The organism is Paenarthrobacter sp. TAF1, from assembly GCF_052113825.1.
GTDB classification, from domain to species: domain Bacteria; phylum Actinomycetota; class Actinomycetes; order Actinomycetales; family Micrococcaceae; genus Arthrobacter; species Arthrobacter nicotinovorans.
Map to the genome: position 1 here is coordinate 42,657 of NZ_JBFRDO010000012.1, position 26,569 is coordinate 69,225.

General features: G+C 63.9%; 29 protein-coding genes. 16 read left to right on the forward strand and 13 right to left on the reverse strand.

Annotated elements, in window-relative coordinates:
- The first annotated feature begins 42 nt into the window (after positions 1-42).
- Genes idi through AB4Y81_RS15150 form a run of 6 tightly spaced genes read left to right on the forward strand, consistent with a single transcriptional unit; the run spans position 43 to position 5,863 of the window.
- On the forward strand, positions 43-597 hold the full coding sequence (gene idi, locus AB4Y81_RS15125) for an isopentenyl-diphosphate Delta-isomerase (protein ID WP_441996188.1): 555 nt from the start codon (positions 43-45) through the stop codon (positions 595-597).
- The gene (locus AB4Y81_RS15130; RefSeq protein WP_441996189.1) at positions 594-1,766 is read left to right on the forward strand and encodes a polyprenyl synthetase family protein; all 1,173 of its coding nucleotides are present in this window, start codon (positions 594-596) and stop codon (positions 1,764-1,766) included. The genes idi and AB4Y81_RS15130 overlap by 4 nt, the downstream gene beginning before the upstream one ends.
- Positions 1,763-2,668, forward strand: a complete 906-nt coding sequence (locus tag AB4Y81_RS15135) for a phytoene/squalene synthase family protein (protein ID WP_018778911.1) — start codon at positions 1,763-1,765, stop codon at positions 2,666-2,668. Before AB4Y81_RS15130 ends, AB4Y81_RS15135 begins: the two co-directional genes overlap by 4 nt.
- Positions 2,665-4,317, forward strand: coding sequence for a phytoene desaturase family protein (crtI, locus tag AB4Y81_RS15140; RefSeq protein ID WP_079582360.1), 1,653 nt, complete (start codon positions 2,665-2,667; stop codon positions 4,315-4,317). The genes AB4Y81_RS15135 and crtI overlap by 4 nt, the downstream gene beginning before the upstream one ends.
- Complete coding sequence (locus tag AB4Y81_RS15145) at positions 4,317-4,667, forward strand: lycopene cyclase domain-containing protein (RefSeq protein ID WP_018778913.1); 351 nt, start codon at positions 4,317-4,319, stop codon at positions 4,665-4,667. Before crtI ends, AB4Y81_RS15145 begins: the two co-directional genes overlap by 1 nt.
- Positions 4,664-5,863: a prenyltransferase gene (locus tag AB4Y81_RS15150; RefSeq protein ID WP_441996190.1), complete on the forward strand. Its 1,200-nt coding sequence runs from the start codon at positions 4,664-4,666 to the stop codon at positions 5,861-5,863. The genes AB4Y81_RS15145 and AB4Y81_RS15150 overlap by 4 nt, the downstream gene beginning before the upstream one ends.
- Here the strand turns inward: AB4Y81_RS15150 and AB4Y81_RS15155 are convergent.
- Positions 5,858-6,379, reverse strand: coding sequence for a MarR family transcriptional regulator (locus AB4Y81_RS15155; protein WP_181423367.1), 522 nt, complete (start codon positions 6,377-6,379; stop codon positions 5,858-5,860). The genes AB4Y81_RS15150 and AB4Y81_RS15155 overlap by 6 nt on opposite strands.
- 111 nt (positions 6,380-6,490) lie before the next feature.
- Between AB4Y81_RS15155 and AB4Y81_RS15160 the strand changes: the two genes are divergently transcribed.
- Complete coding sequence (locus AB4Y81_RS15160; RefSeq protein WP_441996191.1) at positions 6,491-7,312, forward strand: tryptophan-rich sensory protein; 822 nt, start codon at positions 6,491-6,493, stop codon at positions 7,310-7,312.
- A 25-nt stretch (positions 7,313-7,337) separates the two neighbouring features.
- Here the strand turns inward: AB4Y81_RS15160 and srmL are convergent, their stop codons facing one another.
- The gene (gene srmL / locus AB4Y81_RS15165; protein ID WP_441996192.1) at positions 7,338-8,456 is read right to left on the reverse strand and encodes a PheS-related mystery ligase SrmL; all 1,119 of its coding nucleotides are present in this window, start codon (positions 8,454-8,456) and stop codon (positions 7,338-7,340) included.
- Between the two features lie 271 nt (positions 8,457-8,727).
- On the reverse strand, positions 8,728-9,483 hold the full coding sequence (locus AB4Y81_RS15170) for a class I SAM-dependent methyltransferase (protein WP_441996193.1): 756 nt from the start codon (positions 9,481-9,483) through the stop codon (positions 8,728-8,730).
- A gap of 121 nt (positions 9,484-9,604) precedes the next feature.
- On the opposite strand from AB4Y81_RS15170, the gene AB4Y81_RS15175 reads away from it, so the two are divergent.
- Together AB4Y81_RS15175 and AB4Y81_RS15180 are read left to right on the forward strand one after the other, a co-directional pair.
- Entirely contained in the window at positions 9,605-9,985 is a 381-nt protein-coding gene (locus AB4Y81_RS15175; RefSeq protein ID WP_018778919.1) for a hypothetical protein, read from the forward strand.
- Positions 9,986-10,177: a YegP family protein gene (locus AB4Y81_RS15180; protein WP_441996194.1), complete on the forward strand. Its 192-nt coding sequence runs from the start codon at positions 9,986-9,988 to the stop codon at positions 10,175-10,177. It begins immediately after the preceding gene.
- A gap of 5 nt (positions 10,178-10,182) precedes the next feature.
- Here AB4Y81_RS15180 and AB4Y81_RS15185 read toward each other — a convergent pair whose 3' ends face one another.
- The 4 genes from AB4Y81_RS15185 to AB4Y81_RS15200 all read right to left on the reverse strand — a co-directional run bounded on the left by AB4Y81_RS15185 (position 10,183) and on the right by AB4Y81_RS15200 (position 15,134).
- On the reverse strand, positions 10,183-12,540 hold the full coding sequence (locus AB4Y81_RS15185) for a glycoside hydrolase family 65 protein (RefSeq protein WP_018778921.1): 2,358 nt from the start codon (positions 12,538-12,540) through the stop codon (positions 10,183-10,185).
- Positions 12,541-12,570: 30 nt separating this feature from the next.
- The gene (locus tag AB4Y81_RS15190) at positions 12,571-13,302 is read right to left on the reverse strand and encodes an HAD family hydrolase (protein WP_039239331.1); all 732 of its coding nucleotides are present in this window, start codon (positions 13,300-13,302) and stop codon (positions 12,571-12,573) included.
- 8 nt (positions 13,303-13,310) lie between these two features.
- Positions 13,311-14,312, reverse strand: coding sequence for a LacI family DNA-binding transcriptional regulator (locus AB4Y81_RS15195; protein WP_354628316.1), 1,002 nt, complete (start codon positions 14,310-14,312; stop codon positions 13,311-13,313).
- A 204-nt stretch (positions 14,313-14,516) separates the two neighbouring features.
- Positions 14,517-15,134, reverse strand: coding sequence for an alpha/beta hydrolase (locus tag AB4Y81_RS15200; protein ID WP_055977433.1), 618 nt, complete (start codon positions 15,132-15,134; stop codon positions 14,517-14,519).
- A 26-nt stretch (positions 15,135-15,160) separates the two neighbouring features.
- Between AB4Y81_RS15200 and AB4Y81_RS15205 the strand changes: the two genes are divergently transcribed.
- Complete coding sequence (locus AB4Y81_RS15205; RefSeq protein WP_441996195.1) at positions 15,161-15,610, forward strand: helix-turn-helix transcriptional regulator; 450 nt, start codon at positions 15,161-15,163, stop codon at positions 15,608-15,610.
- Between the two features lie 10 nt (positions 15,611-15,620).
- Positions 15,621-16,022: a VOC family protein gene (locus AB4Y81_RS15210; RefSeq protein WP_026267320.1), complete on the forward strand. Its 402-nt coding sequence runs from the start codon at positions 15,621-15,623 to the stop codon at positions 16,020-16,022.
- Positions 16,023-16,109: 87 nt separating this feature from the next.
- On the opposite strand, the gene AB4Y81_RS15215 is transcribed toward AB4Y81_RS15210, so the two are convergent.
- The 3 genes from AB4Y81_RS15215 to AB4Y81_RS15225 form a co-directional block, all read right to left on the reverse strand.
- On the reverse strand, positions 16,110-17,246 hold the full coding sequence (locus tag AB4Y81_RS15215) for a glutamate--cysteine ligase (RefSeq protein WP_441996196.1): 1,137 nt from the start codon (positions 17,244-17,246) through the stop codon (positions 16,110-16,112).
- Positions 17,247-17,286: 40 nt separating this feature from the next.
- Positions 17,287-17,736: a hypothetical protein gene (locus AB4Y81_RS15220; RefSeq protein ID WP_018778928.1), complete on the reverse strand. Its 450-nt coding sequence runs from the start codon at positions 17,734-17,736 to the stop codon at positions 17,287-17,289.
- Positions 17,737-17,952: 216 nt separating this feature from the next.
- Positions 17,953-18,717 carry a GAF and ANTAR domain-containing protein gene (locus tag AB4Y81_RS15225; RefSeq protein WP_370584097.1) on the reverse strand — a complete coding sequence of 255 codons (765 nt, stop codon included), beginning with the start codon at positions 18,715-18,717 and terminating at the stop codon, positions 17,953-17,955.
- 287 nt (positions 18,718-19,004) lie between these two features.
- Between AB4Y81_RS15225 and AB4Y81_RS15230 the strand changes: the two genes are divergently transcribed.
- The 5 genes from AB4Y81_RS15230 (at position 19,005) to AB4Y81_RS15250 (ending at position 24,197) form a co-directional block, all read left to right on the forward strand.
- Positions 19,005-19,337 (forward strand): hypothetical protein, encoded by a 333-nt coding sequence (locus AB4Y81_RS15230; RefSeq protein ID WP_413305532.1) that lies wholly within the window; start codon positions 19,005-19,007, stop codon positions 19,335-19,337.
- Between the two features lie 734 nt (positions 19,338-20,071).
- Entirely contained in the window at positions 20,072-20,863 is a 792-nt protein-coding gene (locus AB4Y81_RS15235; RefSeq protein ID WP_018778931.1) for a DeoR/GlpR family DNA-binding transcription regulator, read from the forward strand.
- Positions 20,860-21,852, forward strand: a complete 993-nt coding sequence (locus AB4Y81_RS15240; protein ID WP_039239324.1) for a 1-phosphofructokinase family hexose kinase — start codon at positions 20,860-20,862, stop codon at positions 21,850-21,852. The genes AB4Y81_RS15235 and AB4Y81_RS15240 overlap by 4 nt, the downstream gene beginning before the upstream one ends.
- Positions 21,849-23,879, forward strand: a complete 2,031-nt coding sequence (locus AB4Y81_RS15245; protein WP_018778933.1) for a PTS fructose transporter subunit IIABC — start codon at positions 21,849-21,851, stop codon at positions 23,877-23,879. Before AB4Y81_RS15240 ends, AB4Y81_RS15245 begins: the two co-directional genes overlap by 4 nt.
- A gap of 39 nt (positions 23,880-23,918) precedes the next feature.
- Positions 23,919-24,197 (forward strand): HPr family phosphocarrier protein, encoded by a 279-nt coding sequence (locus AB4Y81_RS15250; protein WP_018778934.1) that lies wholly within the window; start codon positions 23,919-23,921, stop codon positions 24,195-24,197.
- Positions 24,198-24,337: 140 nt separating this feature from the next.
- On the opposite strand, the gene AB4Y81_RS15255 is transcribed toward AB4Y81_RS15250, so the two are convergent.
- The 3 genes from AB4Y81_RS15255 to AB4Y81_RS15265 all read right to left on the reverse strand — a co-directional run bounded on the left by AB4Y81_RS15255 (position 24,338) and on the right by AB4Y81_RS15265 (position 26,532).
- Positions 24,338-24,925: a TetR/AcrR family transcriptional regulator gene (locus tag AB4Y81_RS15255; RefSeq protein ID WP_193590711.1), complete on the reverse strand. Its 588-nt coding sequence runs from the start codon at positions 24,923-24,925 to the stop codon at positions 24,338-24,340.
- Positions 24,926-24,929: 4 nt separating this feature from the next.
- Positions 24,930-25,487: a hypothetical protein gene (locus AB4Y81_RS15260; RefSeq protein WP_431230003.1), complete on the reverse strand. Its 558-nt coding sequence runs from the start codon at positions 25,485-25,487 to the stop codon at positions 24,930-24,932.
- 85 nt (positions 25,488-25,572) lie between these two features.
- A complete protein-coding gene (locus AB4Y81_RS15265; protein WP_189076406.1) occupies positions 25,573-26,532 on the reverse strand; it encodes a DNA topoisomerase IB in 960 nt (319 codons plus the stop codon).
- Positions 26,533-26,569 lie beyond the last annotated feature (37 nt).

The window sequence follows — 26,569 nt, forward strand, 5'->3', positions numbered from 1 at the left end:
CGGGCTGCTGTAAAGACTCAGGTTGCAGGAGGAAGGCGCAGTATGAACGCTACAGAGATGGTTGTCCTCCTTGACGACGCCGGCACACCCATGGGCGAGGCCCCCAAAGCAGGGGTCCACACACAGGAAACGCCCCTCCACCTCGCATTCTCCTGCTACCTCCTCAACGATGACGGCGAGGTCCTCCTGACCCGCCGCTCGCCGGAGAAGAAAACCTGGCCCGGAGTGTGGACCAACAGCTTTTGCGGACACCCGGCACCCGGCGAGGACCCCTTGGACGCAGTAGCCCGCCGGGCGCAGTTCGAACTCGGGGTGGATGCCAACCAGGTTGAAATGGCGCTCCCCCACTTCCGGTACAGGGCCGTGGACCCCACGGGGATTGTGGAAAACGAAATCTGCCCGGTCTACGTCGCCAAGATCGCCGGCGATCTAAACCCCAATCCTTCAGAGGTAGCGGACTGGGCCTGGATGTCACCGGCCGTGCTGGCCAACTCCCTGGAGCGCACACCATCCGCCTTCAGCCCGTGGTTGGGACTCCAGTTCCCCCAGCTGCTTGAAGCGCGGGTACTCCCCCTCGGGACCGGAGCCAAAGCATGACCGTCACCTCCGGTGCTTTACGCAGCCGCACCGACCTCTGCACGGCGATTGAGAACGAGCTCAGCGGGCTCATCGGCAAGCGGGCCGCCGCCGCAACAACGTATGGGCGGCATTTCACCAGACTCTGGGAACTGGCCGGCCACAACGTCCTGGGTGGAAAGTTCGTGCGTCCCTTGCTGCTCATGGAGACCTACGATGCCCTCAGGGGGCGCGGCACGGACGGGACAGCCCCGCACGGGACAAGCCAGCCCCAAGCCAGCCCACCGGACACGGGCCACCGCGAAACGGCCATCAGCATTGCGGCCGCGATCGAACTCCTCCACTACTCTTTCCTGCTCCACGATGACGTGATCGACGGAGACCTGGTCCGGCGCGGGCACCCAAACCTCATCGGCTCCCTCCTCGCAGAAGCAAAGTCGCTTTCAGAAACCCAGTCACTTCCCGGGACCAACAGTGGTGAAGGCGCCCGGGAAGGCAGCGACCTCCACTGGGCCCAAACCGGTGGCATCCTCATGGGGGACATGCTCCTCGCCGCCACCCACCAGGCCTTCGCCAGGGCAGACCTCCCGCATGCACTGAGGCTGCGGCTCCTGGATCTCCTGGAACACACCATCAATGAAACAGTGGCCGGTGAGCAGCTGGACGTGGGCCTCGGGGACGGCATCATCGACCCCCACCTCGAGACCATCCTGGTGATGTGCGGCTACAAAACCGCCACCTACACCTTCGAACTTCCCCTGCGGGCCGCAGCCGCGCTGGCAGGCGCGGACTTCGCCGTCGAAAATGCGCTCGCCACGGCCGGCCGCCATCTGGGCCTCGCCTTCCAACTCCAGGACGACCTCCTGTCAACGTTCGGGGACCCCCGCCGGCACGGCAAGGATCCCTTTTCGGATCTGCGGGAGGGAAAAGAAACGGCCATCATCGCCCATGCACGAACCACGGCGGCATGGCCGGACATTGAGCCTTTCTTCGGCAGGCCGGAGCTGAACGGCTCGGAATGCGAATACGTTCGCCGGCACTTGGCCGATTGCGGGGCGGAAACGTTCGTCAACGGACTCATCGAGGAGCAGATGCGGGCCTTCAACGAGCTGCTGACCAGCACCATCCCGCAGGGCGTGTGCAATGTGTTGCTGGACCTTGCCGGGCAATTGGAAGGACGGCAGTCATGAGCCTCGCCACGGACACCTCATTCACCCATTTCACCCGGACGGCCGAGCGGGCCGCCAACCAGGTGATCGCCGCATATTCCACCTCGTTCGGGCTGGCGTGCAGGCTGCTCGGGCGGCGGCACCGCCAACATGTCCGGAACATCTACGCCTTGGTGCGCGTCGCGGACGAACTCGTGGATGGTGTCACCGCGGAGGCCGGCCTCAGCTACCAGGAACAGTGCGATGCCCTGGCCCACTTCATCGACGAGACCCACCGGGCCGTCAAGCTGGGCTACAGCAGCGACCTCATCATCCATGCCTTCGCGCAGACTGCCCGCGCGGCCCGGATTGACGAGTCGCTCATTGATCCGTTCTTCGACTCCATGCGCACGGACCTCGGCGAGCGCACCGGGACGCCGGAGACCCCCCTGCGTTTCGACGCCGACGCCCACCAGGGTTACGTCCACGGCTCCGCCGAGGTTGTAGGGCTGATGTGCCTGCGCGTTTTCATGCGGGATGAAAACATCGACGACGGCGACGCCGCGGCTTTGCAGCATGGCGCCAGCCGGCTGGGGGCTGCTTTCCAGAACATCAATTTCCTGCGCGACCTGGCCGATGACACCACCCGTCTGGGACGCAATTACCTGGGCACCTCCGAGCACCTTGAGGACCGCGACCGCGTGGAATGGGTACGCACCATCCGCGCCCAGTTGGCCGACGCCGACGCCGTCATCCCCTTGCTGCCGCGCGATGCCCGGGCCGCTGTCCGCAGCGCCCTTTCCCTCTTCACAGCCCTGACGGACAGGATCGAGCAGACCACCGTGGACGAGCTCTACCGTTCACGGGTACGCGTTCCGGATGCCGTGAAGGCCGGCCTTGCCGCGCGGGCAGTCACCTCTACCTGGATGGAGCTGCACCGATGACCCGGACAGTAGTGATCGGCGGTGGCATCGCTGGGCTTGCCACCGCCGCCCTCCTCGCCCACGAAGGACACGAAGTCCAACTCCTTGAGCAGCGTGACCGCGTTGGCGGGCGCGCCGGCAGCCTTGAGCGCGACGGCTTCCGCTTTGATACGGGCCCCTCCTGGTACCTGATGCCCGGCGTCTTCGACCATTTTTTCGAGCTTCTGGGCACCAGCACTGCGGAACAGTTGGATCTCCGCACGCTCAGTCCCGCGTACCGCGTGTTCAGCGAACCAAACCTCGACGGCGTCCGGCCGGACACGCTGACCGTTCCCTTGGGCAGCGAACAGGTTTTGGAAACGTTCGAGGACGTGGAACCCGGCAGCGCCAGGAAGCTGGCCACCTATCTGGCATCGGCGCGGCACACCACCGACATGGCGGAGCGCTTCTTCCTCTACAACCCCTTCACCAGGTTGCAAGGACTGCTCCAACCCGAGGTGCTGCGCAGCCTGCCCAAGCTTGCGCAGCTTCTGCTGACGCCCCTGGACAAATACGTTGCCCGGCGTTTCCAGCATCCTGTGCTGCGGCAGGTCCTGGGTTATCCGGCCGTCTTCCTGGGCACCAGCCCTTCCGATGCTCCTGCCATGTACCACTTGATGAGTGCGCTGGACCTCGGTGACGGGGTGCAATACCCAATGGGCGGCTTCTGGGAGCTCGTGGGCCGGCTTGAGGATCTGGCAGTCCAGGCAGGGGTTCGGATCCACACCGGCGCCGAGGCCCTCAAGATCACCACCCGCGCCGTCAGCAGGACCAAGAAGGTGGGACGGTTCGACGGCGTCAAGCTTCCGGCCGCCTTGACCGGCAGGGACAGCCGTGAAGTCACCGGCGTGACCTGGCGTGACACCTCCGGGAACGAGCACTACAGCGTGGCGGACCTCGTGGTCTCCGGCGCCGATCTGCACCACACCGAAACCCAACTGCTGGGCGTGCGGGACCGCAGCTACCCCGGTTCCTGGTGGCAGCGGCGTACCAGCGGTCCGGGAGCAGTCCTGGTGATGCTGGGAGTCAAGGGCAAGCTCCCTGAATTGCCGCACCACTCTTTGTTCTTCACCCGTGATTGGGAGGCAAACTTCGCCTCCATCTTCGGTGAAAACCCGGCCATTCCGGACCCGGCGTCAATCTATGTCTGCAAACCCAGCGCAACCGATCCCGCCGTAGCGCCCACAGACCACGAGAACCTCTTCGTCCTGGTTCCCATCCCGGCCGATCCCGCACTGGGAGCCGGCGGGCCGGACGGGGCGGGAGATGTGCTCATAGAACGAACCGCCGACGCGGCGATCGACCAGATCGCCCAATGGGCAGGCATCCCGGACCTTCGCGAGAGGATCGTGGTCCGGCAGACAACAGGACCAGCGGACTTCGCCCGGGACTACAACTCGTGGCGCGGAGGCATGTTGGGACCGGCCCACACACTGGGACAAAGCGCCATGTTCCGGCCCCAGAATGCCTCCAAGCGCGTGCAGGGCCTCTACTACGCCGGCGCCACAACGGCCCCTGGCGTGGGGGTGCCCATGTGCCTGATCAGCGCCGAGCTGGTCCTGAAAAGGATCCGCGGCGATCACAGCACCGGCCCTGTCACCGTGAGGCCCGTAGCCAGCAGGATTGGCTGATGGGAGTCCTCTACTTGGCCTCGTTGCTGCTCGGCATCACCTGCATGCTGCTGCTGGATCACAGATTCCGCCTGTTTTTCTGGCATGACGCGAAGGCAGCGGCGATCGTGACCGCCGTCGGGGTTTTGTTCTTCCTCGGCTGGGACGCGGCCGGAATCGGACTGGGGATTTTCCTCCGCGGCGAAGGAACCATAGCCACGGGCCTGTTGATCGCTCCCGAACTGCCCATTGAGGAGCCCGTGTTCCTGCTCTTCCTGACCCTGTGCACCATGGTCCTGTACACGGGCGCCCGGCGGTTGCTGGAACGGTCTCCCGCGAGGCAAGCGGAGCGGGAGCGGGAGAACGCATGACGTACCTGTGGCTCGCACTTGCATTCATCGCCGCGGCAGCCGTCGCCGGCGTGATCTTCGCCCGCCGGGGTACCCGGCAGGGCGAGACCTCCAGGCATTGGAAAGCCGTGGGGCTGGCGTTCGCCGCCCTGGCTGTGCTGACCGCGGTGTTCGACTCCGTGATGATCGGCATGGAGCTTTTCCACTACGACGCCTCGCACATTCTTGGCTTGAAGGCCGGGCTGGCACCCATCGAGGATTTCGCCTATCCGCTGGCAGGCGTCGTGGTGCTTCCCGGGCTGTGGATGTGGCTGACCCGCCGTCGGAGTGCCGGAGCAAAATCCGACCTCACAGGCCTGGTTCCGCAGGCAATACTGGCGTCCCGGCCGGTCAGTTGGATCAACACGGCGTATCCCTTTGCCGCGGCCATGCTCCTGACCACCCGCGAAATCGACTGGGTCCTGATCGTGGGCACGTTCTACTTCCTGATCCCCTACAACCTGGCCATGTACGGCATCAACGACGTCTTTGATTACGAATCGGACCTCAAGAATCCGCGCAAGGGCGGCATCGAAGGCGCGCTCCTCCGGCCGCAGCTGCACCGGCCAATGCTGTGGCTCGCCGCCATCACCAACGTGCCGTTCCTGCTGGTCCTCGCCTTCGCCGGCGGACCGGCAGTGTGGCTGAGCCTGGCCGTGAGTGCCTTCGCCGTGGTGGCCTACTCCGTGGCGGGACTCCGCTTCAAGGAACGCCCCGTCCTGGACTCGCTGACGTCGAGTACGCACTTCGTGAGTCCCGCCGTCGTCGGTTTGGCCCTCGCCGGTGCCGATGTGACGCCCGGCCTCCTCCTTCTGCTGGCCGCGTTCTTCCTCTGGGGCATGGCTGCCCACGCCTTCGGTGCCGTACAGGACATCGAGCCCGACCGGCAGGCCGGCATCGGCTCCATCGCAACGGTCATCGGTGCCCGCCGGACGGTGCGGCTCGCCGTCGTCCTGTGGTTTGTTGCGGGACTCGCGATGCTGGCCACGCCGTGGCCCGGGCCGCTGGCGGCGATCATCGCCGTCCCGTACATCGTTAATTGCGCACCGTACTGGAACGTCACGGATACGACGGCGGCACGCACCAATGTGGCATGGCGGCGGTTTATCTGGCTCAACTACGGTTCAGGATTCCTGGTGACCCTGATCTTCATCCTGCAGTGGAGCCTGACGTCATGATCCGGACGGTTCTCCGTGCTCTTCGTCGATGGTGTCCAACGCCTCCCGCATATGCTGCAGGAAATCCACCACGACCCGTGACTCGTCCGGGCTCAGCGCAGACGCTGCGTCCAACATCCGGCGGTGCATTCCGCCCAGGGTGTGCCGGACTTCCTGGTCCGATCCCGGGGTGGCCTTCAGGATCAGCGCGCGACGATCGGTGGGATGGGGTTCACGGCGGATGTGGCCGGACTCCACCAGACGGTCAATCAAGGTGGTCATGGACGCCGACGTTATTCCCAGCTTGTCGCCCAGGTCCTTCGGCTTCATCACTTTGCCGTCGGCTTCCGCCTCAAAAAGGTACCGCAGGGCCAGTAAGTCTTTCTCGCCCATCCCCATGGACGAGCGGGTCCTGCGGCGCATCGCTTGTTCGGAGGCTCGATAGTCCCGCAGCGCGTTCAGGACATCGATGGCGATGGCCTTCTGCCCGGGGTCTTTCCCGTACCAATAGCCCTTTGCGTGGCCTTCCGAATCCATCCGATGTTCCTTCGATAAGCATAAAGCTCGCTTCACTAGCAATTTGATACTAAGTCACGGACACCCCGAATGCATGAATCCGCACATCCCATCAGGAAAGAGGCGCAGCATATGGCAACCGGAAGCCCCGATCCCACACGACAGATCGCTGTAACGGCGAGTCTGGTTGTCTGCATTGTTGGCTCGATGATCGGAGTCGGAGTCTTTGGCGGCACGCCCATTGCCCAGGCCGCGGGCGGTGCCCTGGCCGCTGATTCCACCCTCCTGGCGCCGGCCACGCCCGCGTTCTCCATCTGGTCCGTGGTTTACACCGGACTGGTTGCCTACACCGTGTGGCAGTGGTTGCCGTCCCAGCGTTCCAGTAACCGGCAGCGGGCGCTGGGCTGGGTGGTTGCCGCGTCGATGATCCTGAATGCGGCATGGATCTTGTCAGTGCAGGCGGGATGGCTTTTTGTCAGCGTCCTGGTGATCCTGGCACTCCTTGCGACCCTCGTCCTGGCGTTTCTCCGCTACAGCCGGACCCGCGCGTCCTCATGGGTGGAGGCCGTTGTGGTGGACGGAACTTTGGGCCTCTATCTTGGGTGGACCAGCGTGGCGGTGTGCGCCAATATCGCTGCCGCTTTGAAGGCTGCCGGATTCTCCGGATTCGGCCTGCAACCCGAGGTGTGGTCCGTTGCCGTGCTGGTGGTGGTGGCGGTCATTGGCGTCGCCTTGGCCTTCAAAGGCCATGGCCGTCTCGCCCTCGCTGCGGCCATCGCGTGGGGCCTGGTATGGATCACGGTTGGCCGCAGCTCGGACGCACCCGAGTCATTCCCGACGGCGGTCGCGGCCGCCGTCGCAGCTGCACTGGTCCTGGGTGCTGCGATCGCGGTAAGAACCCGGGTGGCCTTGGCCGGGGCAGGTGCCCGGAGTTCCTCCTCCCCGCTGCAATAGCCCGGTGGCCTTGGCACGGGTTGCTTCAGCCTGCGATGAGCTCCTTCACCGGGCCTTCGTGCAACGCCAGATAGACATCGTCCCGGACTTGGTTTGCTTCCGGATCCGTCAACGTCCGGCCGAGAGGCCGCAAGACGAGCCGGATCAGCGCGTTGGCCTGCCCGGCGAGGATCTGCAAACGGTCCCGCGCTCTGGCAGGAAGCTCGTGGTACGCAGTCAAGGCCATCAGTTCGACGCTTTCCAGGTCCTCCGCCCGGTAACCCAGAGCCGTCCGCACCCGGTCTCCGAGCACTTCGCCATCCAAATCCGCGGCAACGACGATTGAGATGTCCCTGCTGATGGACGGCATGTGGGACACCGGTCTCCACGGTGAGAGGTCCAGCATCTGCTGTTGAATCCGGGGATCGTCCGAGCTGAGCAATCTGATGTCGGGAACGCCCTTGCGGAGCATCAGAGCCCGGTCCAAGCCCATCCCGAGAGCCAGTCCCGACCAGTGACCGGGGTTCAATCCGGCATCCAGGAACAGCTGTGGGGCCATCAGCCCGCACTCCGCAAGCTCCAGCCACTCACCGTCCATACGCACATCGAGCTGCAGGCCGTTGTGCGTGTAGGGATGGGTTGCCGGAACCGTCCGCCAGTCCGCGCCCGGCAGCACAGCGTTCACCAGCGAGGCAACCATTTCCCCTAGATGGGAGGCCGTCAGCGTCTCCTTGGAAGAGACGCGCCACAAATCCACTTGGTGCGGCGTCCCTACATGGGTCCGGTCAATGGCGTCCCGACGATAAACCACGCCGGGGATTGCCCAGAGCTCGTCGAGGGACCCATCCGGATCCAGCGAACGCAGCAACGACGGGATGGACGCGGAGGTGTGACTGCGCAGCATGACGGTAGGGCTGATGTAGCGGGAGTACTTCTGGTCGCGCGTGACGTCCGCGGCGCTGAACCCGAGCCGATCGTAATTGTCGGAAACGCTGACCAACGGACTATGGCGGATGATCCGCTCCGACACGTTCCACTGCCCGCGCAGGCCGCGCACGGTGTCGTGGAGGAGTTGCTGCATGGCGTGCGGGTCTTGGTCCGGATTGGAGAGGTCCCGGATGGTCAGGGCTTCATGGAGTTCTGTGGGTTTGAGATATGAAGGCATGGCTGGTCCTTGGGTTCGGTGTGGGTGGAGGTCTCCTCCCCCGACCTTCTCCGTGCCAGGACCTAGGCGCGCGCCAAACAGCCCTCGCGACCGGAGACCGGTCGGGGGCAAGTAAATCGACGCAATGAAGGCATGGGCCGACTATACCCGGGTCCGTGGCGACTGCACAGGGCACCGGGCCTATGGCAAGGCCCGGAAGCCTTACTGCAGACCGCTTGACAGGCCCGCACCCGGACAACCCGTGATGGGCTTGGTCAGAGACAGGTTGACCCTAACGGTGCACGAGCCGGTACACCGACACGTGGCTCCTGGACTCGGCCGTGAAGTCGCTGCGGTCCCAGTCCGCCCACCTGGATTCGAGCTGGAACCCGGCTATCCGCGCCATGAGGTCCAGTTCGCTGGGCCAGATGTAGCGGTGTGGCGTCCGGCTGATGCGCGCATCCCTGCCGTCGGACAGGCCCGGGCCGAAGCGCACGTGGTGGGAGATGACATGCTGGCGAAGAACGTCATAGCTGTCTACCAAGAGGTAACCAGGCTGGCTCACTTCAACTGTTCCACCGTGTCCGGGCGGCAGTGAGCGCAGCTGCGGCACCCACAGCTCAATGACGAAACGACCGCCTGGCGCCAGATGCCTGGCCGCGTTCTGGAAGCAGCGGACCTGCTCCTCCTGGGTCAGGAGGTTGGCGATGGTGTTGAACACCAGGTACGCCAACGTGAACTCGCCCTGCACCTGCGTTTCGGCCATGTCGCCCTGAACCACCGGGATGGTGGCCGCGTCTGCCTTCGACCGCAGCCGCCGGATCATCGCGTGGGAAAGTTCTATGCCACTCACGGGCACGCCTGCTTCGACGAGGGGCACCGCCACCCTGCCGGTACCGATCGCGAATTCGACGGCGGCACCGTCACCGGCGAGTTCCGACAACACCTGAACGGTGGGGCCCAGCACGTCGGGCGAGAACATGCCTTCACCGGGGGTGTCGTACTGCTGCGCGGTTTCTTCGTTCCAGAGCTCCTGCTGGTCGGTCATCCTGCCACTATTGCAGGTCCCGGCAACCGCGCGTAACGATTGACATGACATAACTCACATTCTGTAAGCTGGATTCAGAGTCACGCAGTCGGCTTTCATCGCTCTCATCAGGGAGGTCCTCATGGCCCCCAATTCCTTCAAAGCCAACATTCTTCTCACCCATGGTGTCGCAGCTTCCGCGGCCTCCGTTGCTCGACGAAGAGCAGCAGTCACCCAAGGAAGCCATGGTGCAGCCAACAAACCCGACGCCCTGCTGGGTGCCATAGCCGTAAGGCAGCTTTTTCACCGCTGGCCGCTGGTGCCCTCCCGCGAACTGGAGAGGATCCGCCACGTCCTCCTTCACTGCGACCAGCTGGGTTCCCCGGACACCCACCACCTGTCCGAGCCGGCCCAAGCGCTGTTGGAACTGATCAACAGCGAGTTGGACCGGCGTCGAACCGCGGAAGGCCGCCCGCAGGCGCCCGCAGCAGAGGCACCCGCCACCAGGAAGGGGGCGGCGTAAATGGCCGGCCACTTTGAACTGTTCGACGAATCAGGCGGTGATTGCCGGGTCCGCCTCGTCGATGCCGACGGGACTGAACTCGCGATCTCCATCTGTTTCCAGGACAGGGCCACGGCAGCCAAAGCCATTTATTCGCTGCGGGAAATCGCGGCGAGTGGCCTGGTTGAAGACCACACGTCGCGGGCTTCCTGAACGGGTTACCGGATGATCGGAAGACCCGCCGTCGGGAAAACGCTGGGGAAGATCGACGGCGGCGGGACGGGAACGTCCTCCAGCGGCACCTGGACGGTGGCGGTACCAACGGTGACGTCGTAGTCCCGCACTTTCACCTGCAACGGCTCCTCGCTGTAGTCGGGTCCAGGCACGAGGGTCAACGCAATGGACCCTTGTTCCAGCTCGACGGCCAGCAGGCGGCCCTGCACCTTGAGCCGGAAGGACAAGCCGTCCCATTCAACAGGCAGCCGGGGATCGAAGCGCAGCACCTCGCCCTGGTCCCGCATTCCCGCGAAACCACAGACCAAGGAGCTCCAGATGCCGCCGGTGGAGGCAATGTGGACGCCGTCAATGGTGTTGCCGTGCGAGTTGTCGAGGTCGATGAACAAGGCCTCGGTGAAGTGCTGCAACGCGACGTCCCCGTAACCGACCTCGGCCGCCATGATGCCCTGCACGCACGCGGACAGGGTGGAGTCGCCGGTCGTGATGGGATCGTAGAAGTCGAAAGCGCGCTGCTTCTCTTCAGCGGTGAAGTCCTGCCACTGGAGGAACATGGCCAGCACCGTGTCAGCCTGCTTGAGGACCTGGTGGCGGTAAATCACCAGCGGGTGGAAGTTCAGCAGCAACGGGTACTTGGACTTGGGCGTATTCCAGTCCCAGGGTTCCAGGGTCATGAAGTCGTTGTCCTGGCTGAAGACCTGGAGGTGGGGGTCGTACGGGAGGGACATCCGTTCAGCGGCCTGCCTCCACACCATGCGCTCGGTTTCGGCGATGCCCTCGTGTTCCAGCGCGGCCGCTGCCCGGAGGTTAAAGCGTGCCATGACGTTGGTGTACAGGTTGTCGTTCACCACAGCCGTGTACTCGTCCGGCCCGGTGACGCCGTGGATGTGGAACATTCCGTCCTTGCCGAAGAACCCCAGCGAGGCCCACATGCGGGCCGTCTCGATCAGCAGGTCGGCACCCAGCTCTGCGCTGAACGTGTCATCGCCGCTGGCCCACTGGTAGCGGTTGGCAGCGAACGCAATGGCGGCGGCGATGTGGAACTGGGCAGTTCCCGCCGCATAGTAGGCACTCGCTTCCAGGCCGTTGATGGTGCGCCACGGGAACAACGCACCGTCCACGCTGAGTTCCTTGGCCCGTACCCTCGCATCCGGCAGCATCGCGTGGCGTGATTCGAGCACTTTCCTGGCGCCGCAGGGGTTGGTGTAGGTCAGGTAAGGCAGGAGGTAGATCTCCTGGTCCCAGAAGTAGTGGCCCTCGTAGCCGGAGCCGCTGACCCCCTTCGCGGGAATGCCGGCCACACCGGCACGGGCAGTGGCTTGCGCGAGTTGGAACAGACCCCAGCGCACTGCCTGCTGCATCTCGGCCTGGCCGCCGATCGATACATCAGCAGTGGTCCAGTACTCGTCGTAATGCGCTTTGCTCTGGGCCAGGATCTCGGAGAACGGCACCAGGTTGGCCTCCGCCTCAGCGGCCAGGCTCTCGCCACGGTCCTCGGCATCCCCGGCTGACCCTGCCACGACGTAACTGACCGTCTTCTCCAAACGGAAAGTGTCGCCGTCGTGGATTGCCAGAACGTAACGGACGGAGGACTCGTCCTCCGCCACCAGCGTTTCGAACGGCTGGCCTTCGGCCGAAATCCAGTGGTCGACGGCCATCGCCACGCGCTGGCGCGACTCCGACGTTTCCCAGGCAAGGCGGAGCGAACCATCGGCGCCTTGGAGGTGAAGTGGCAGCAGTACCCGCCCGGCGTGCCGCCCCGAACGCCGCGGGTCATGGACCGAGTGGTCCTCCACAGGCTGGTCCTGGCGGTTCACGACGCCGGAGGTGATGTCCGCGGACACGTCGCGGTCCGCTGACAACGACAGTTCAAGGCCGAGGCATCCGCGTGAATCGAAGCCGACCGCGCGGCGCTCCACTGTGGTGACGGTCGCGCCGGACCGGCAGGACCACACGATGCGTTCCTCGTAAACGCCTGTGGAGAAGTCCACACTGCGGTGATAGTCCAACACCGTGGACTCGGCAAGGCTCAGGGCTTCGCCATCAATGGACACCGTGAAGTTGTTGGCATCCGGTACGTACACGATCCGTTGGCCCGTCCGTGCGAATCCATAGGCGTTTTCGGCATGCTTGATGTCCCAGATCTCATGGAAACCGTTGATGAACGTGCCGGGAAGCTCGCTGTCTCCCGCCGTGGAATGGGATCCACGGATGCCGAGGTGGCCGTTGCCGAGCGCGAACAGCGTTTCCAACGTTCCCTCGTCACCGGGTACGTGGATGTTTTCCACAAGCTTCCAGGGCTCGCAGGGGAAACGCAGCCGATCGGAGCTGATGAGTGCCATGGGCTGTTGAAGTCCTTCGAAAAAGTAGGGTCAGAGAAGTTCGTTGAGGTCGTCGACCACCAGCGTGGCGCCGGCATCGAGCAAGGTCTGGCGGCCCGCACCACGGTCCACGCCGATCACGGCGTAGAAGGGAGCTCCCGCGCCGGCCTGCACCCCGGACACGGCGTCTTCCACCACGATGCATTCCTCCACGGGTACGCCCAGCAGGCCTGCTCCATACACGTAGGTGGCCGGGTCCGGCTTGCCGGGAAGTCCGACGGCGGCGGCCACCTGGCCGTCGACGACTACCTCGAAGTTGTGGTCGAGTCCCGCTGCCTTCAGCACGGCAGGAGCGTTCCTTGACGAGGAGACGACTGCGATCTTGAGTCCCCGTTCCAAGGCCGCATTGATGAATTTGACGGAACCTTCGTAGGGCTCCACTCCCCGGGTGTCCACGATTTCGTTGAAGATGGCGTTCTTGCGGTTGCCGAGCCCCTGGACGGTCTGGTTCGTGGGCGAGTCGTCCGTTGGGCCTTCCGGGAGCGTGATGCCCCGGGAGGTGAGGAAGTCCCGGACGCCGTCAAAGCGCGGCTTGCCATCGATGTGGTCGAAGTAGTCGCTCTCCTGGTAGCCCTCCTGGTGCCCGATCCGGGCCAGGTAACCGTCAAACAGTTCCTGCCACGCCTGCTCGTGCACCACGGCAGTGGGCGTCAGCACGCCGTCGAGATCGAACAGGAGCGCCGAGGCGCCGGTCCAGGCATTACGAAGGTCAGTCATGTGCATAGTTCCGTTCAGCGCTTGTGGCGCGTGGTTTTGCGTTCGATGAGCTTGGTATCGAGCAAGTGGGTGGAGGGTTGGTGGGGGGATTCGTTATTCAGGAGTCGTTCGCACAGCAGGTTCGCAGCGAAGGCGCCCTGGTCAGCTACCGGCTGCGCCACGGTGCTGAGACCCAGGAACCAGCTCATCGGGTGGTCATCTATTCCGATCACGGACACGTTTTTCGGCACGGACAAGCCGTATTCCCGGAGCGCGGTCAATGCACCGAACGCGGCCTCGTCACAGTGGGCGAACACTGCCGTGGGCTTCGCGCCGCGGGTGATGAGCTCAGTCATGGCCCGCCGCCCGTCGTCGATACCTGGCCCTGAAGCCACCACAAGGTCCGGGTGAACGGTGAGGTGGTGTTCATCCAGCGCACGCCGGAAGCCACGGAACCGAGGAGTCTCAGTCACAACGGAGTGTTCATTGCTCGAGAGAACGGCCAAGTTCCAATGGCCCAGCCCCAGCAGGTGTTGGGTTGCCTGCCAGGCAGCGTGTTCGTCATCGATACCTACATTGTCCCACGGAACATTTCGCATGCCCACGCTGGCCACTGCCAGTCCGCAGGCTTCCAACGCTTCCAGTTCTCCGGGGTCGAGGTCAATGTTGAGCAACAGCAGTCCGTCGACCCTCTGCGCGAGGTTTTCAAGATCCGCGAAGAACTGCTTCCGGACAGTGGCCTTGTTGCGGAGGCTGATCAGGACCGTGTCGTAGCCACTGTCACCCAGAACCTCCTCTGCAGCTTCCACGGCCTGGGAGAAGAACCACGATGTGGCGGTGGGGGCGACGATCGCCACCGACCCTGTGTTTCCGCCGGCCAATCTGGATGCGGCGGCCGAGGCTTTATAGCCGAGCTTGCTGGCAGCTTCAGCCACCCGCGACTGGGCCTTTTCGGAAACGTTGGGGAGCTTCCTGAGTGCCCGCGATACCGTGCAAATGGACAACCCGGAAAGGACGGCTACGTCCTGGATTGTCACCCTGTGAGTCCTAACCATGCAACACGGCCTCAACCCTTTCCATGCTCGCCTGACGCTTTGGCGTGTGTCCCGGACCGGGTCACCAGCCAAAAGTGTAAGCGCTTACAATTTTGTCATTCAATAGAGTGCGGTTGAATGCGAAATTGTGACGCGAATCTCACCAGCAGGTTTGATTCCGGGGTGGGAATGCCTTCTAATCCAGCCCTAGCCCAGCACGTAGTACTTCAGGAAAGCACTGACATCCACCAATTCGACAGGGTCTATCCGGTGCCCCATCCCGGGATAAGTACGTGCCGTCAATGCCGTGTTGGCGTTCAACCACTCCTCCGTGTGGGCGATCGCGTCCTCGTTGATCACGGGGTCCGCTTTGTCCCTTCCCCAAAAGAACGGCGGCGGGGTGTCGAATGATTCACTCAGGGCAAGCAGGTCGTTGTCCAGGACAAATCCGGACAAGCCGACGGTGGCTTTGAACGACGCGGGCCGCAACCGCAGAAGCGTGCTGGCCATGGCCATGCCCTGTGAGTAGCCGAGCAAACTCACGCTGCTGTGGTTGTCTTTCACGGAGTTGATCCAGTCGAACACCGCATTTGTGGAGGCAATCACATCCGCGAAGTCGTTGGTCAGGAAGTAGTCCAGCAGGAACCACCCGTAATCGTCGCCGATAACCTTGGGCCCCCGCAACGCAGCACAGGTGAACTCCGTGGGCAGTTGGTCAAAAAGGTTGACCATGCGCTGCTCGCTGGTGCCGTAACCATGCAGCATCACCAGCAAAGGAGTGCCCTTGCGCTGGTTTTCGGGCTTTGACCAGACCACTGATTCCATGGGCATGAGCCTAGTAGACTGACGCCATGACACCGCAGGAATTGGCCAACCTGGCCCATCTGCGGCGCGCCCGCGACTTCATAGACCGCGAGTACGCGCGTCCTTTGGACGTGCCCACCATGGCAGCCGGCGCCCTCATGTCACCGGCGCACTTCTCCCGCCAGTTCAAGGCCGCATACGGTGAATCGCCCTACAACTACCTGATGACCCGGCGGATAGAGCGGGCCATGGCCCTCCTTCGTGCCGGGACCAGCGTTACGGATGCCTGCATGGAAGTCGGCTGTACCTCCCTGGGCTCCTTCAGCAGCCGCTTCACTGAAATCGTAGGGATCACGCCCAGCGAGTACCGCTCCCGGGAGCACCACGCCGTGAAAGCCATGCCGAACTGCATCGCCAAACAGCACACTCGTCCCGACAGGAAGGGCAAGACCAACCTGAGCAGGATTGAAGAAGCGCAGGCTCCCAAGCTGCAATAGCGTGTGGTTCATGAACATTTCATTGAAGTACGCACACGTCACTGTCAACGATGTCGATGAGTCGCTCGCCTTCTACCGCGACGCGCTCGGCCTGGAGGTCCGCAACGACGTCGGCTCCGATGGCCAGCGCTGGGTGACCTTGGGCAGCGACGCCCAGCCCGACCTCGAACTGGTCCTCTCCCCGCCGCACGCCGGCCGCTCCCAGGCTGACGGCGACGCCATCCAGGAACTCCTCACCAAGGGCGTCATGCCGATGCTCGTCTTCAGCACGGACGACCTCGACGCCACCTTCGAGAAACTTCGGGCGTCCGGCGCAGAGGTCCTCCAGGAACCGATCGACCAGCCGTGGGGACCGCGCGACTGCGCCTTCCGCGACCCCTCCGGCAACATGATCCGCATCAACCAGGGCTGACCGTCCGGGCACTTCATCGGAGGCTACGGCCCGCACAAGGCGCGACGACGGCGGCTCCCCGGCCCGCCGTCGTCGGGCCTTCGACTGCTAGTGGCTGAGCAGCCCGGCGTCCGAAAGTTCCCCGTACTCGTGCGTGGAGGCGATGGCTGCGGTCACGACGTCGGACAGCCGCCGCCGGCGCGCGTACGCCTGGCGCTGCAGCCGCTCGCCTGAACCGCGGCGGAGGATGCAGGCCACCCCGGCCCGCGCCAGCGACAGGTCTCCGGCCTTGCCCAGGGCAGGCTTGATGTGGCGCAGCAAGGCGCCGGCAACTTCCGGAGCAGCAACCGGGCTCTGGTCCTGCGGGTGAAGCAGCTCGCGGTTGATGCCAAAGCGGCTCGCCTTCCAGTTGGCCATGCGGATGACCTGGGTCAAAGCACTCGACGGCGGATCGCCCGACCGCCATTCAGCGGCCGAAGTTTCCACGAGAGCGCGCGCGATCACCGCCAGGGTGAGCGCGTCTTCTGCGTAGAGGCAAACATCCGCGATCCGGAGTTCGACAGTTGGATGGCCCCTGGAAAGGCGGGCGTCGAAGTAGATCATGCCCTCGTCCATGGGAACTCCGGTGCCCAGCAGCGCCCCCAGGACTGCGCGGTATGCATCGGCCGAACCAAATACGTCCATGGGCCCGGCAGTAGGCCACCGGTTCCAGATCTGTGTTCGATAGCTCGCGAAGCCGGTGTCGGCCCCCATCCAGAAGGGAGAGTTGGCGCTGAGGGCAAGCAGCACGGGGAGCCAGTGCCGCATGCGGTCCAGGACCCCAACGCCTTCCTCAGGCGACTCGATGGATACGTGGACATGAAAACCGCATGTGAGTTGCTCACGCGAAATCAGGCCGAATTCCGTGCCCATGGCAGCGTAGCGCTGATTGCCCAAGGTGGGCGTCGCATGGAATACCGGCGGGGTAGCCAGCGCGGCCACCCGCGCACCCACGGCTCTGGCCGCCTTGTCGGACAAGGCCCGGCCGGCACGGATTTCAGCCCTGAGCTCAGCAGCCGTCCGGCAAGGGCGGGAGTTAACTTCGATCTGCTCCTGCTTGAATTCGGACTTCAGGGAAGCGGCGTCACCGTCAACATCCCCGCCGTGGGCAGCCGCCACGTCCAGAATGTCTGTGGCGAGGGCCAATGGCATGCCGTCCGAAGGATCGGCAATCAGAAGTTCCTCCTCGACACCAAACGTGCGCACAGACCCACCCCTCCCGCTATGGATTATTCAGAGACGGTGGTTACCCAACGTGGCGCGGAACCTCCATTTGGAAACCACAACGGCAATGCAGGACCTGGGTCTGCAAGTAGACCTCAAGGAGATTGGGGCTTTCAGGATCTTCAGTGCTCCGGGGGGCCTCAATCACGCGTTCAGTGGGACGTCCCAGCGTCATGGGGTCGCCGCAATGTGTGCAGCTGAACCACAGTCCTGCTGCTGCAGTGGAAAGGAATTCCTGTTGGATCTCCGGCACCAGCGTTGCCAGGCGGACGGGGTGGGCGTAGAAGGTATCGCATTCGCTGCAGGTGTAGCTGACGTCGACCACTTCCGTCTGGTGTGGTTCGGCTTCCACCACGGTCTCAACAAAAATGTAGGAATCGGTGCCGCAGACAGTGCACCATGGCCGCACTCCGGCCTGGGCAGGTTCGGGCCCTTGTGAAGGTTTCGGGACAGGAAGGGAACCAAGCGTCATTGCCATTCTCCTTTTACAACTCCAAGGAGCCGCATGCATTGACGCTGCGAGCCGGCCGATAATGGCCACGGCTGAAAGTGCAGTTCTTGGACCATCCGGGATGGCACCACGTCATGAGGCTCCAAGGGCTATCTGCTTAACCCACCTAAAATGTAGTTCACCAGTGGCTTGCGTCACAAGTCATCGGCTGGCCGCGGACCCTCGGGGCGATGTCCCTCAGGGTTCGAAATGAGCCACGGGTGACTCTTTCGCAACGCTCTTGATCAGCGACTCGGCGACGTCACGCAGCTTCTGGTTCCGGGCGCTTGAGGCCTTTTTGAGGATCTGGAAGGCGTCGTCCTGGCTGCACCTGTTCTGCCCCATGATGATGCCGCACGCGAGGTCGATCACGGTGCGGGACTGCATCGCATCCTGGAGGTCATCGGCGTGCTGCTGCTTTACTCCGATCCGGACTGCCAGGCGCAATGAGCGTTCGGCCTGGCTGGCATAGAGCTCACAGTCCCGGATGGTGGCCGCGTCAAAAGCGTCGATCCGCGGAGCGAAGAAGTTAAGGGCCGCGGTTGCACCTTCGTCCAGCTCCAAAGGGACACAGAGTGCCGAAAGATGGCCACGGTCCGCGATGACCTTGCAGTAGTCGGGCCAGCGCCCCTCGGTGGAGGTGTCGGGCACATGCACGGTGGCATGGCTACGCATTGCTTCCAGGCATGGGCCGTCCCCGTACGCCTGCTGTACTTCGTCAATCAATCTGGCTTCCGGGGTGCTTCCGGCCACCGTGGCCGTCCGCCTCCGCCTGCTCAATGTGATGCCACAATGCACGTTCACACCCACCGCATTGGACACTGCCGCTGCGGAAAACACAGCAAGCTCTCCGAGGAATCCACCGACGTCTTCGCTATCGATAACGAGGTCCTGAAGCTGCTCGGGCACCGAAACTTCGTCGGGCGCCGAGGCGGCATCAGGCAGCGCCAATTCAACGTTCATTTCGTCCATGCCTTAGTTTACGATCGCCGGGTCACTGCCTGTCACCCCTTTGGGGAATGACAACAGAATCCTTGCATATGCCGTGCACCTATGTGCACAATCTAGCTACAGTCCCGCATTTTCAGGACCAGGCTTTACAGCTCATGCAGACGGGCGACCCGCATTTTTTGATGCCGAGGTAAACACCCATGCCGGCCCAGCCAGCGTCCAGAGTCCCGGACGAAGCCCACCAACCGCCCGATGAGCGTCTTTGGTGTACCCGGTGCAATACGGACAAGCACCTCCTGGTGAATTCGATCCAGTCCCACTATCCGCCCGCGCCCAACTTGGTGGACGTGGCGTACGAGTGCCATGTCTGCAGGTATTCGTACCAGCAGATCGCGTCCGTCCAGAGGGTTGCCGCGGTACTCAACCGACCCGGTATTTCCCAGGGGGTACTTCAGTTCGGCGGTCAGTATCTTCACTGCGGCGAACCCATGAAGACCAGCAGCTGCGAGCTCCGGAGGATTCAAACTCCCCTCGTCCTGAAACCGGGTGGGCGGCTGCGGATGTACGAGGTTCTCATCAACACGAGGATTCTTGGATGCCACTGCGGCTTCCGGATGGAAATTCCGGACTGAACGTGACGGGCGCAGCCATGAGGAGCAGCACCAATTCTGAAGCTACAGGAAGGGACAGCATGCACGCGGAATCACAGAAAAGAGAGTCTTCCACTGCCACCCGGGGCCTTGGCCAGCATAACCAGCATGGTCAACCCGGCAAGCACAAGCTGCCGGATCCACCTGACCCGGACAACCTGCCCATCGACTACATGGGGTCCGGATGGGATTCCAGCCGGTACCCTTCCAGCACGCCGCAAAGCCTCCGCCCGACGCATTCGTCCCGGAGAAGGAGCGCTTGATGATGAGCGGTTTCCCCACGGATCCCTCACACCCCGATCCAACCCGGGAACCCGGGCCGACGCCTGAGCCCGTACCGTTGCCGGAACCGGGCCCGCCACCCGTCCCGGAACCCACCCCGGGCCCGGCAGTCCCACCGCCCCCGGGACCAGGGAACCCCCCTTCGCTTTAGGGCTGTTCCGCACCCAACAAGACCGGATCCCGGCATATCCCCCAGTCAGGATCCGATAGAAGGGCATGTCGCGCTACAGGGAGCGCGACATGCCCTTTCGTCGTCTCCGGAGCCCTCCCGGTACGCGCCCGGACCACCTCGGACGCAGCAGTGATCTTTGTTTATGTTGGTTTCTATTGACTTACCAACATAAACAAAGATAGAGTCAAGCAATTCCACATCGTTGTGACAGCAGTCACGGATGTGGCCGCATCGAACTTGGCTTTACCGCAATGGAGGGTAAGTGTTCGCAGAAGAACGCCAGCAACTGATCTCCGCACTCGTCGCAGAGCGCGGACGCGTGAGCGTCACAGACCTCGCAGACCGTTTCAGCATCACCACCGAAACCATCCGCCGCGACCTCGCGGCCCTTGAAGTTTCCGGAAATCTCCGCCGCGTCCACGGCGGCGCAGTCCCCTCCGACCGCCTGAGCACCCGCGAGGAAAGCATCCTGGAGCGGGCAGTGCAGCGCCAGGCCGAAAAACTCCGTATCGCGAACGCCGCTCTTGCACTGATCCCGGAACCCACCACCGGCAGCATCCTGCTCGACGCCGGTTCCACCACTGAAACCCTGGCGGACCTGCTGGCCCAGCGGACTCCGTCCACCAATGGGAACGACGAGCTCGTGGTCATCACCCACGCGATTCCGATTGCCGGCAAGCTCTCCTCCACGCAGGGCGTCGCACTCCAGATCCTCGGCGGCCGTGTCCGCGGACTCACGCAGGCCGCCGTCGGGCAGTCCACCGTTGAGGCCGCTTACAGGCTTCGTCCGGACATCGCCTTCGTGGGCGCCAACGGGATCCACGCCGTCTTCGGGCTGAGCACGCCGGATCCCGAGGAAGCCGCGGTGAAAGCCGCTTTCGTCCAGTCTGCCCGCCGCGTTGTAGCCCTGGCCGACTCGTCCAAGCTGGATGCCGAAACACTGGTCCAGTTCGCCACCCTGAAGGATGTTGACACCTTGATTACTGACCAGCAGCCCTCGGCTGAACTTGCGGCGGCTTTGGCCGACGCCGGCGTCGACGTGGTGATCGCATGATCGTCACGCTCACCGCCAACCCCAGCCTGGACCGCACGGTGGAACTTCCGGGCGCCCTGGCCCGCGGCGAAGTTCAGCGCGCGGTGGCCGTCCACCAGGAATCCGGCGGAAAGGGCGTCAACGTTTCCCGGGCGCTCGTGGCCTCCGGCCTCGAAACGTTGGCAGTCCTTCCCGGCGCGGATTCAGACCCCGTCCTGTCCGGACTGCACGACGGCGGCGTGCCCTTTGCGGCGCTGCCCATCGGTCAGGCGCTGCGCAGCAACGTCACGCTCACCGAACCGGATGGGGTCACCACCAAGATCAACGAACCCGGCCCGGAGCTGAGTGGCGAACAGCAGGAAGCCCTGATCGGGCTGCTGCTGGAGCGCTCCCGTGGCGCCAGCTGGGTGGTTCTCGCAGGCTCGCTCCCACCAGGGGTGCCCGCGGATTTCTACGCCACAATCGCGCGTCGGCTCCGGTCGAACGCTGATGGAACGGCCGCCCCCGGCATCGCCATCGACTCCTCCGGAGCTCCGCTTGCGGCGGCCCTGGTGGGCGATGCCGCAGGAAAGCCCGACCTCCTCAAGCCGAATGCGGAAGAGCTTGCCGAGCTCGCCGCCGCAGCCGGTTTCACCAACGTCTACACAGCTGACGAACTGGAAGCGGACCCGGCCAAAGCCGCCCAAGCCGCTGCCGCCGTCGTCGCCAGCGGCGTAGGCGCCGTTCTCGCAACACTCGGGTCCAAGGGCGCAGTCCTGGTGACCGCAGACGGAGCGTGGTTCGCCACGCATCCGCCGATCAAGGCAGTCAGCACAGTGGGCGCAGGGGATTCTTCCCTTGCCGGCTACCTGCTGGCCGCAACCCAGGGCGGTTCCGCGCAGGACTGCCTCCGTCAAGCCGTGGCACATGGTGCCGCAGCTGCTTCGCTGCCGGGCTCCACTGTCCCGGCAGTCCACCAGACAACCCCCGACGCCGTATCCATCACGGCCCTCCAGAAGGAATCACAGTGACCCAGCTGATCACCCCACAATTGGTCACCCTCGACCAAAACCTGGGCGACTCCCCCGCCGACGTCATCCGCGTCCTGGCAGGCAAAGTTGCCGCCTCCGGCCGAGCTTCCGAGGTTGAGGGGCTCTTCGCCGACGCCTTCGCCCGCGAGCAGAAGACGGCGACCGGCGTCCCCGGCGGCATCGCCATCCCGCACTGCCGCTCGGCCGCCGTCACGGAGCCTGCCCTTGCCATGGCCCGCCTCTCCCACAAGGTGGACTTCGGTGCCAAGGACGGCCCGGCTGACCTCATCTTCTTTATCGCAGCCCCGGACGGCGCAGACCAGGAACACCTGAAGCTGCTCTCCAAGCTGGCGCGTTCACTGATCAAGAAGGACTTCACCGCAGCACTCAGGGCGGCAGCCACCGAGCAGGACATTGTGGACCTCGTCGACGGAGCGCTGGCAGACAAGCCAGCTGCTGCGCCCGCCGCTGCAGCTGCTCCCGCAGAAAACACGACGACGACTGCCGCACCCAAGCGCATCGTCGCAGTGACCGCCTGCCCAACCGGCATCGCACACACGTACATGGCGGCTGATTCGCTGGTTGCCGCTGCCAAGGAAATGGGCGTTGACCTGCAGGTCGAGACCCAGGGTTCCTCCGGTGCCAAGCCGCTGGATCCGGCAGTGATTGCTGCGGCCGACGCCGTGATCTTCGCCGTCGACGTCGACGTCCGCGGCAAGGAGCGCTTCGCCGGCAAGCCGGTCATCAACGCTCCGGTCAAGCGTGGCATCGACGAGCCCACCAAGATGGTCGAGGAAGCCCTGGCTGCCGCCGTCGACCCCCACGCACGCCGTGTTCCGCACTTCGGTGCCGAAGAGCAGGCTGAGCGTGCCGAGGAGGAAAAGGGCGAGCACATCGGCCAGAAGCTGAAGCGCGCACTCCTCACCGGTGTCAGCTACATGATTCCGTTCGTTGCGGGTGGCGGCCTCTTGATCGCCCTTGGCTTCCTCATGGGCGGTTACCTCATCACCAACTTCGCCGACAAGATCGTTGTTGAAAACAGCATCTTCAACCTCCCCACCGATTTCCCCGAGAACGCCTGGGGTCCGCTGGGTGCCTACATCGGCGCAGTCCTGTTCAAGATCGGCGCCCTGTCCCTCGGGTTCCTGGTTCCCGCACTGGCCGGTTACATTGCCTACGCCATCGCTGACCGCCCGGGTATCGCCCCCGGCTTTGTAGCCGGTGCTGTGTCCGGCTTCATGGGCGCCGGCTTCCTGGGAGGCATCGTTGGTGGTCTCCTGGCCGGCTACGTGGCCTACCAGATCGGCAAGCTGGACGTCCCGCGCTGGCTTCGCGGCCTGATGCCTGTGGTGATCATCCCTCTGCTCGCGTCCCTGGTGGCGTCCGGTTTGATGTTCCTGATCCTCGGCCGTCCGATCGTGGATCTGACCAACGCCCTCAACGCCGGACTTTCCAGCCTCACGGGAGCCGGAGCTGTGGTCCTCGGCATCATCCTGGGCCTCATGATGTGCTTCGACCTCGGTGGTCCCGTCAACAAGGTTGCGTACGCATTTGCCGTTGCGGGGCTCGGTGCTGCGAGTGTCAGCAACCAGGCTCCCTGGCAGATCATGGCAGCCGTCATGGCTGCAGGCATGGTTCCGCCGCTGGCCATGGCCCTCGCCACCGTCCTGGACAAGAAACTGTTCTCCTTGGCAGAGCGTGAAAATGGCAAGGCAGCCTGGCTCCTCGGGGCATCCTTCATCTCCGAAGGCGCCATCCCGTTCGCCGCAGCCGACCCTCTGCGCGTCATCCCGGCCAGCATGGTGGGCGGCGCCGTCACCGGTGCCCTGTCGATGGCCTTCGGTGTCACCTCCAAGGCTCCACACGGCGGTTTGTTCGTCTTCTTCGCCATCGACAACTTCCTGCTGTTCTTCCTCTCGATCGCCGTCGGCGTGGTCATCACTGCGCTGCTGGTCATCGCCCTCAAGCGTTGGGCCGTGAAGAAGCCGGTAGAGGCAGAAACTACCCCGGCAACCGTCAGCGTCTAGACTTCCCACAAAGCCACCCACCACCACAAAGGAGCACCAATGCCTGAACGTACAGCCACCATCGCTAGCCGCGTCGGCCTCCACGCCCGCCCGGCAGCCATCTTCGCCGAGGCTGCGGGAGACCTGGATATCGATGTCACCATCGCCCGCCCGGGAGAGCCAGCCGACGACGCCATGGACGCCGCCAGCATCCTTTCCCTGATGAGCCTGGGCGCTGCCCACGGTGACGTGGTGGTGCTGCGTGCCGAAGGTGAAGGTGCGGACGCAGCACTGGACAGCCTGGTGAAGATCCTCGAAACGGACCACGACGCCGAGTAGGGACACCCAAACCCCTCAGCGACACGCAAAGAGCCTGGTGCCTCCCGGATATGGGTGGCGCCAGGCTCTTTGCATGTCCGAGGTACTTTTGCGTGTCCGGGGTGCTCTGCGTGCTCTGCGTGCTCTGCTTGCCTAAGGTGCTACGGACCCGCGAGCTCGTCGAGATGGCGCGAGAGCACCCGGAGCATCGGACCCGCCTCCGGGAGTTCACCGCTCCACAATCCGTGCATCGCGATCCCGTCAAGGAGCGCACGCAAGCGCTGGGCTTCATAGCCGGGGTCGCGCCCCGGGTTGAACTGTCCCGCTTCGGCCAGGAGCTGGAGGGCAACGTGACACACGCGGTCCACTCCCTCGCTGAGCCTGATCGCGGCAGGACGTAGTGCACTATCCGTCAGTGAGAGGACACCAAGCTGGACCTGCGCCACGAGTTCCAGCCGCCGTTCCTTGTCGAGAGGAAGCAACTGCAGGAGCAAGCCATCAACCAACGCCCGGCCAGTGAGCTCAAGGGCGGCGATTCGGGCGGTGACCCGGTCCTCAATGAGTTGCAGGCAGAACTCCCGCAGGGCATGTTGCGTGGCAAACGCACGCCGTAGCGAAGCGGCTGCGATGCCCGCTTCCGCTGCCACCCCGCGCACTGAAAGGCCCGAAAGGCCATCACGTTCGAGGACACGCAAGGAAGCTTCCGCAATTGCTGCACTGCGTGCCTCTGCATCGATTCTCCGGGGCATGGAATCAGCGCGACGGCGTAGGAGCGGGCAGGGCGCGGTCAGCCTTCTTCGGCCAGATCGTGTAGCTCAAAGCCCAGAGGAAGTCGATGGCGAAGATGATGCCCAGGATGCGGAAGAAGTCCGAGAGCGCTGCGGTTCTTTCGGCGTCGTTGACGAGGAAGATAATCGCGCCAAGGGTCGCCGCTGCGATGGCAACCGCCAACCCGGTAAGGAGCACATCCCGCCAGCATTTGATGGTGTAGCGGGTTCCAGTGAGACGTTCCGGCGCAGGTCCGCCCGCGAACCGGTGCTGGAAGTGCGCATCGGCCCAAGCCACCATGCGCTTGCCGTACGCGACAGAGACACCGATGTAGACCGCGGCGAGTCCGTGGTGCCATGAGGCTGTACCGCCGCCCAGCAAATCGACGGCGACCAAGGCAAGCAGGATGGCATCAATAACCGGAGCAAGGATCAGGAGGGCTCCGCCCAGGCGGGGACGACGCAGCAGATACCGTGCTGCGAGCCCGGCAAGGATCGCCACCCAGAACGCAACTTCACACACCACGATTGCCAACAGAATCATTTACGGCCCCCAGACGCCACGTCCATCAATTTTTATTAGTACGAGTGTACTCATAAAAACGACAGGCCTTCTCGAGAGGCACGGTTTAACTCGATGTTTCGCCGTTCAAGTAGGCGGCAACCGACGCTTCCGTTGGCTTGACGTCTTTAAGCTCCTCCGAGAGGTAGCCCTCGATAATCCGCGGATCCACATAGGAGGAACGCGCCACAGAGGGCGTGTTGCCCAAGAGTTCGGACGCCTCTTTGATGGCCCGCACAATGGCTTGCCTGGGGGTTCCCTTATGCCCGGACTTGATGAGGCAGAGGGCGGCAGCCGCAGTGCCTTTCCAGGTCCGGAAATCCTTGGAGGTGTACGCCTCCCCTGAGATGCCCCTGAGGTATTCATTGATCATGGACGCATCCACCGACACCCAGGTGCCGTTGGCCTGGTAAGCAAGCAGCCGTTCCTTGCCGGGACGGTCCGCCAGCGGCTCCAAAAAGGCCGCCAAAGCGGGATCGTGGATGGAGGTATCCCAGAGCTGGCCGCTCTTGCCGGGGAACTTAAGGAAGACGTCAGGGCCCTCCACCCGCGCGTGGCGGCATCGGAGGGTGGTGAGTCCGTAGGAACCGTTCTGTTTCATGTAGACCTCGGAACCTACGCGCAGCGCGCCAAGGTCCATGAACCGTACAGCTGCTGCGAGCGTCTGCTGCCGGGGATCCGCGGCGTCCTGGAGATGGACCGTCACGTTGCGGCGGACCGTTGGCAGCACCAGGCCAAGTTTGGCTGCACGGATGAACTTCTCGGTGTCCTTACGTTCCCGCCACCCAGGGTGATAGATGTACTGGCTCCGTCCGGCAGCATCCACTCCCGTGGCCAGGATGTGGCCATGCTCGTAGGGACTGATCCACACATCGGTCCATGCAGGCGGGATCGCCAGCGCGTTGATGCGCTGGCGATCCTCCTTGCTGACCAGACTGCCGTCAGGGTGGCGGTAGCTGAACCCCGTACCAACCTTCCGGCGGACGATGCCGGGCTTGGAAAGGTCGCTTCTCTTCAGCCGCGGCATGGTCGGCGGGTCTCTCTGTCTTCAGCCGGTCCGGTTG

Excerpts from the sequence above, each read along its gene's own strand:
- AB4Y81_RS15170 (WP_441996193.1), bottom strand. The coding sequence starts at position 9,483 with ATGACCGACCAGCAGGAGCTCTGGAACGAAGAAACCGCGCAGCAGTAC.
- srmL (WP_441996192.1), bottom strand. The coding sequence starts at position 8,456 with ATGCCTTCATATCTCAAACCCACAGAACTCCATGAAGCCCTGACCATC.
- AB4Y81_RS15185 (WP_018778921.1), bottom strand. The coding sequence starts at position 12,540 with ATGGCACTCATCAGCTCCGATCGGCTGCGTTTCCCCTGCGAGCCCTGG.
- AB4Y81_RS15180 (WP_441996194.1), top strand. The coding sequence starts at position 9,986 with ATGGCCGGCCACTTTGAACTGTTCGACGAATCAGGCGGTGATTGCCGG.
- AB4Y81_RS15210 (WP_026267320.1), top strand. The coding sequence starts at position 15,621 with ATGAACATTTCATTGAAGTACGCACACGTCACTGTCAACGATGTCGAT.
- AB4Y81_RS15160 (WP_441996191.1), top strand. The coding sequence starts at position 6,491 with ATGGCAACCGGAAGCCCCGATCCCACACGACAGATCGCTGTAACGGCG.
- AB4Y81_RS15190 (WP_039239331.1), bottom strand. The coding sequence starts at position 13,302 with ATGCACATGACTGACCTTCGTAATGCCTGGACCGGCGCCTCGGCGCTC.
- AB4Y81_RS15145 (WP_018778913.1), top strand. The coding sequence starts at position 4,317 with ATGGGAGTCCTCTACTTGGCCTCGTTGCTGCTCGGCATCACCTGCATG.
- AB4Y81_RS15265 (WP_189076406.1), bottom strand. The coding sequence starts at position 26,532 with ATGCCGCGGCTGAAGAGAAGCGACCTTTCCAAGCCCGGCATCGTCCGC.
- AB4Y81_RS15260 (WP_431230003.1), bottom strand. The coding sequence starts at position 25,487 with ATGATTCTGTTGGCAATCGTGGTGTGTGAAGTTGCGTTCTGGGTGGCG.
- AB4Y81_RS15240 (WP_039239324.1), top strand. The coding sequence starts at position 20,860 with ATGATCGTCACGCTCACCGCCAACCCCAGCCTGGACCGCACGGTGGAA.
- AB4Y81_RS15135 (WP_018778911.1), top strand. The coding sequence starts at position 1,763 with ATGAGCCTCGCCACGGACACCTCATTCACCCATTTCACCCGGACGGCC.
- AB4Y81_RS15225 (WP_370584097.1), bottom strand. The coding sequence starts at position 18,717 with ATGAACGTTGAATTGGCGCTGCCTGATGCCGCCTCGGCGCCCGACGAA.
- AB4Y81_RS15155 (WP_181423367.1), bottom strand. The coding sequence starts at position 6,379 with ATGGATTCGGAAGGCCACGCAAAGGGCTATTGGTACGGGAAAGACCCC.
- crtI (WP_079582360.1), top strand. The coding sequence starts at position 2,665 with ATGACCCGGACAGTAGTGATCGGCGGTGGCATCGCTGGGCTTGCCACC.
- AB4Y81_RS15175 (WP_018778919.1), top strand. The coding sequence starts at position 9,605 with ATGGCCCCCAATTCCTTCAAAGCCAACATTCTTCTCACCCATGGTGTC.
- AB4Y81_RS15220 (WP_018778928.1), bottom strand. The coding sequence starts at position 17,736 with ATGACGCTTGGTTCCCTTCCTGTCCCGAAACCTTCACAAGGGCCCGAA.
- AB4Y81_RS15250 (WP_018778934.1), top strand. The coding sequence starts at position 23,919 with ATGCCTGAACGTACAGCCACCATCGCTAGCCGCGTCGGCCTCCACGCC.
- idi (WP_441996188.1), top strand. The coding sequence starts at position 43 with ATGAACGCTACAGAGATGGTTGTCCTCCTTGACGACGCCGGCACACCC.
- AB4Y81_RS15130 (WP_441996189.1), top strand. The coding sequence starts at position 594 with ATGACCGTCACCTCCGGTGCTTTACGCAGCCGCACCGACCTCTGCACG.
- AB4Y81_RS15255 (WP_193590711.1), bottom strand. The coding sequence starts at position 24,925 with ATGCCCCGGAGAATCGATGCAGAGGCACGCAGTGCAGCAATTGCGGAA.
- AB4Y81_RS15200 (WP_055977433.1), bottom strand. The coding sequence starts at position 15,134 with ATGGAATCAGTGGTCTGGTCAAAGCCCGAAAACCAGCGCAAGGGCACT.
- AB4Y81_RS15205 (WP_441996195.1), top strand. The coding sequence starts at position 15,161 with ATGACACCGCAGGAATTGGCCAACCTGGCCCATCTGCGGCGCGCCCGC.
- AB4Y81_RS15150 (WP_441996190.1), top strand. The coding sequence starts at position 4,664 with ATGACGTACCTGTGGCTCGCACTTGCATTCATCGCCGCGGCAGCCGTC.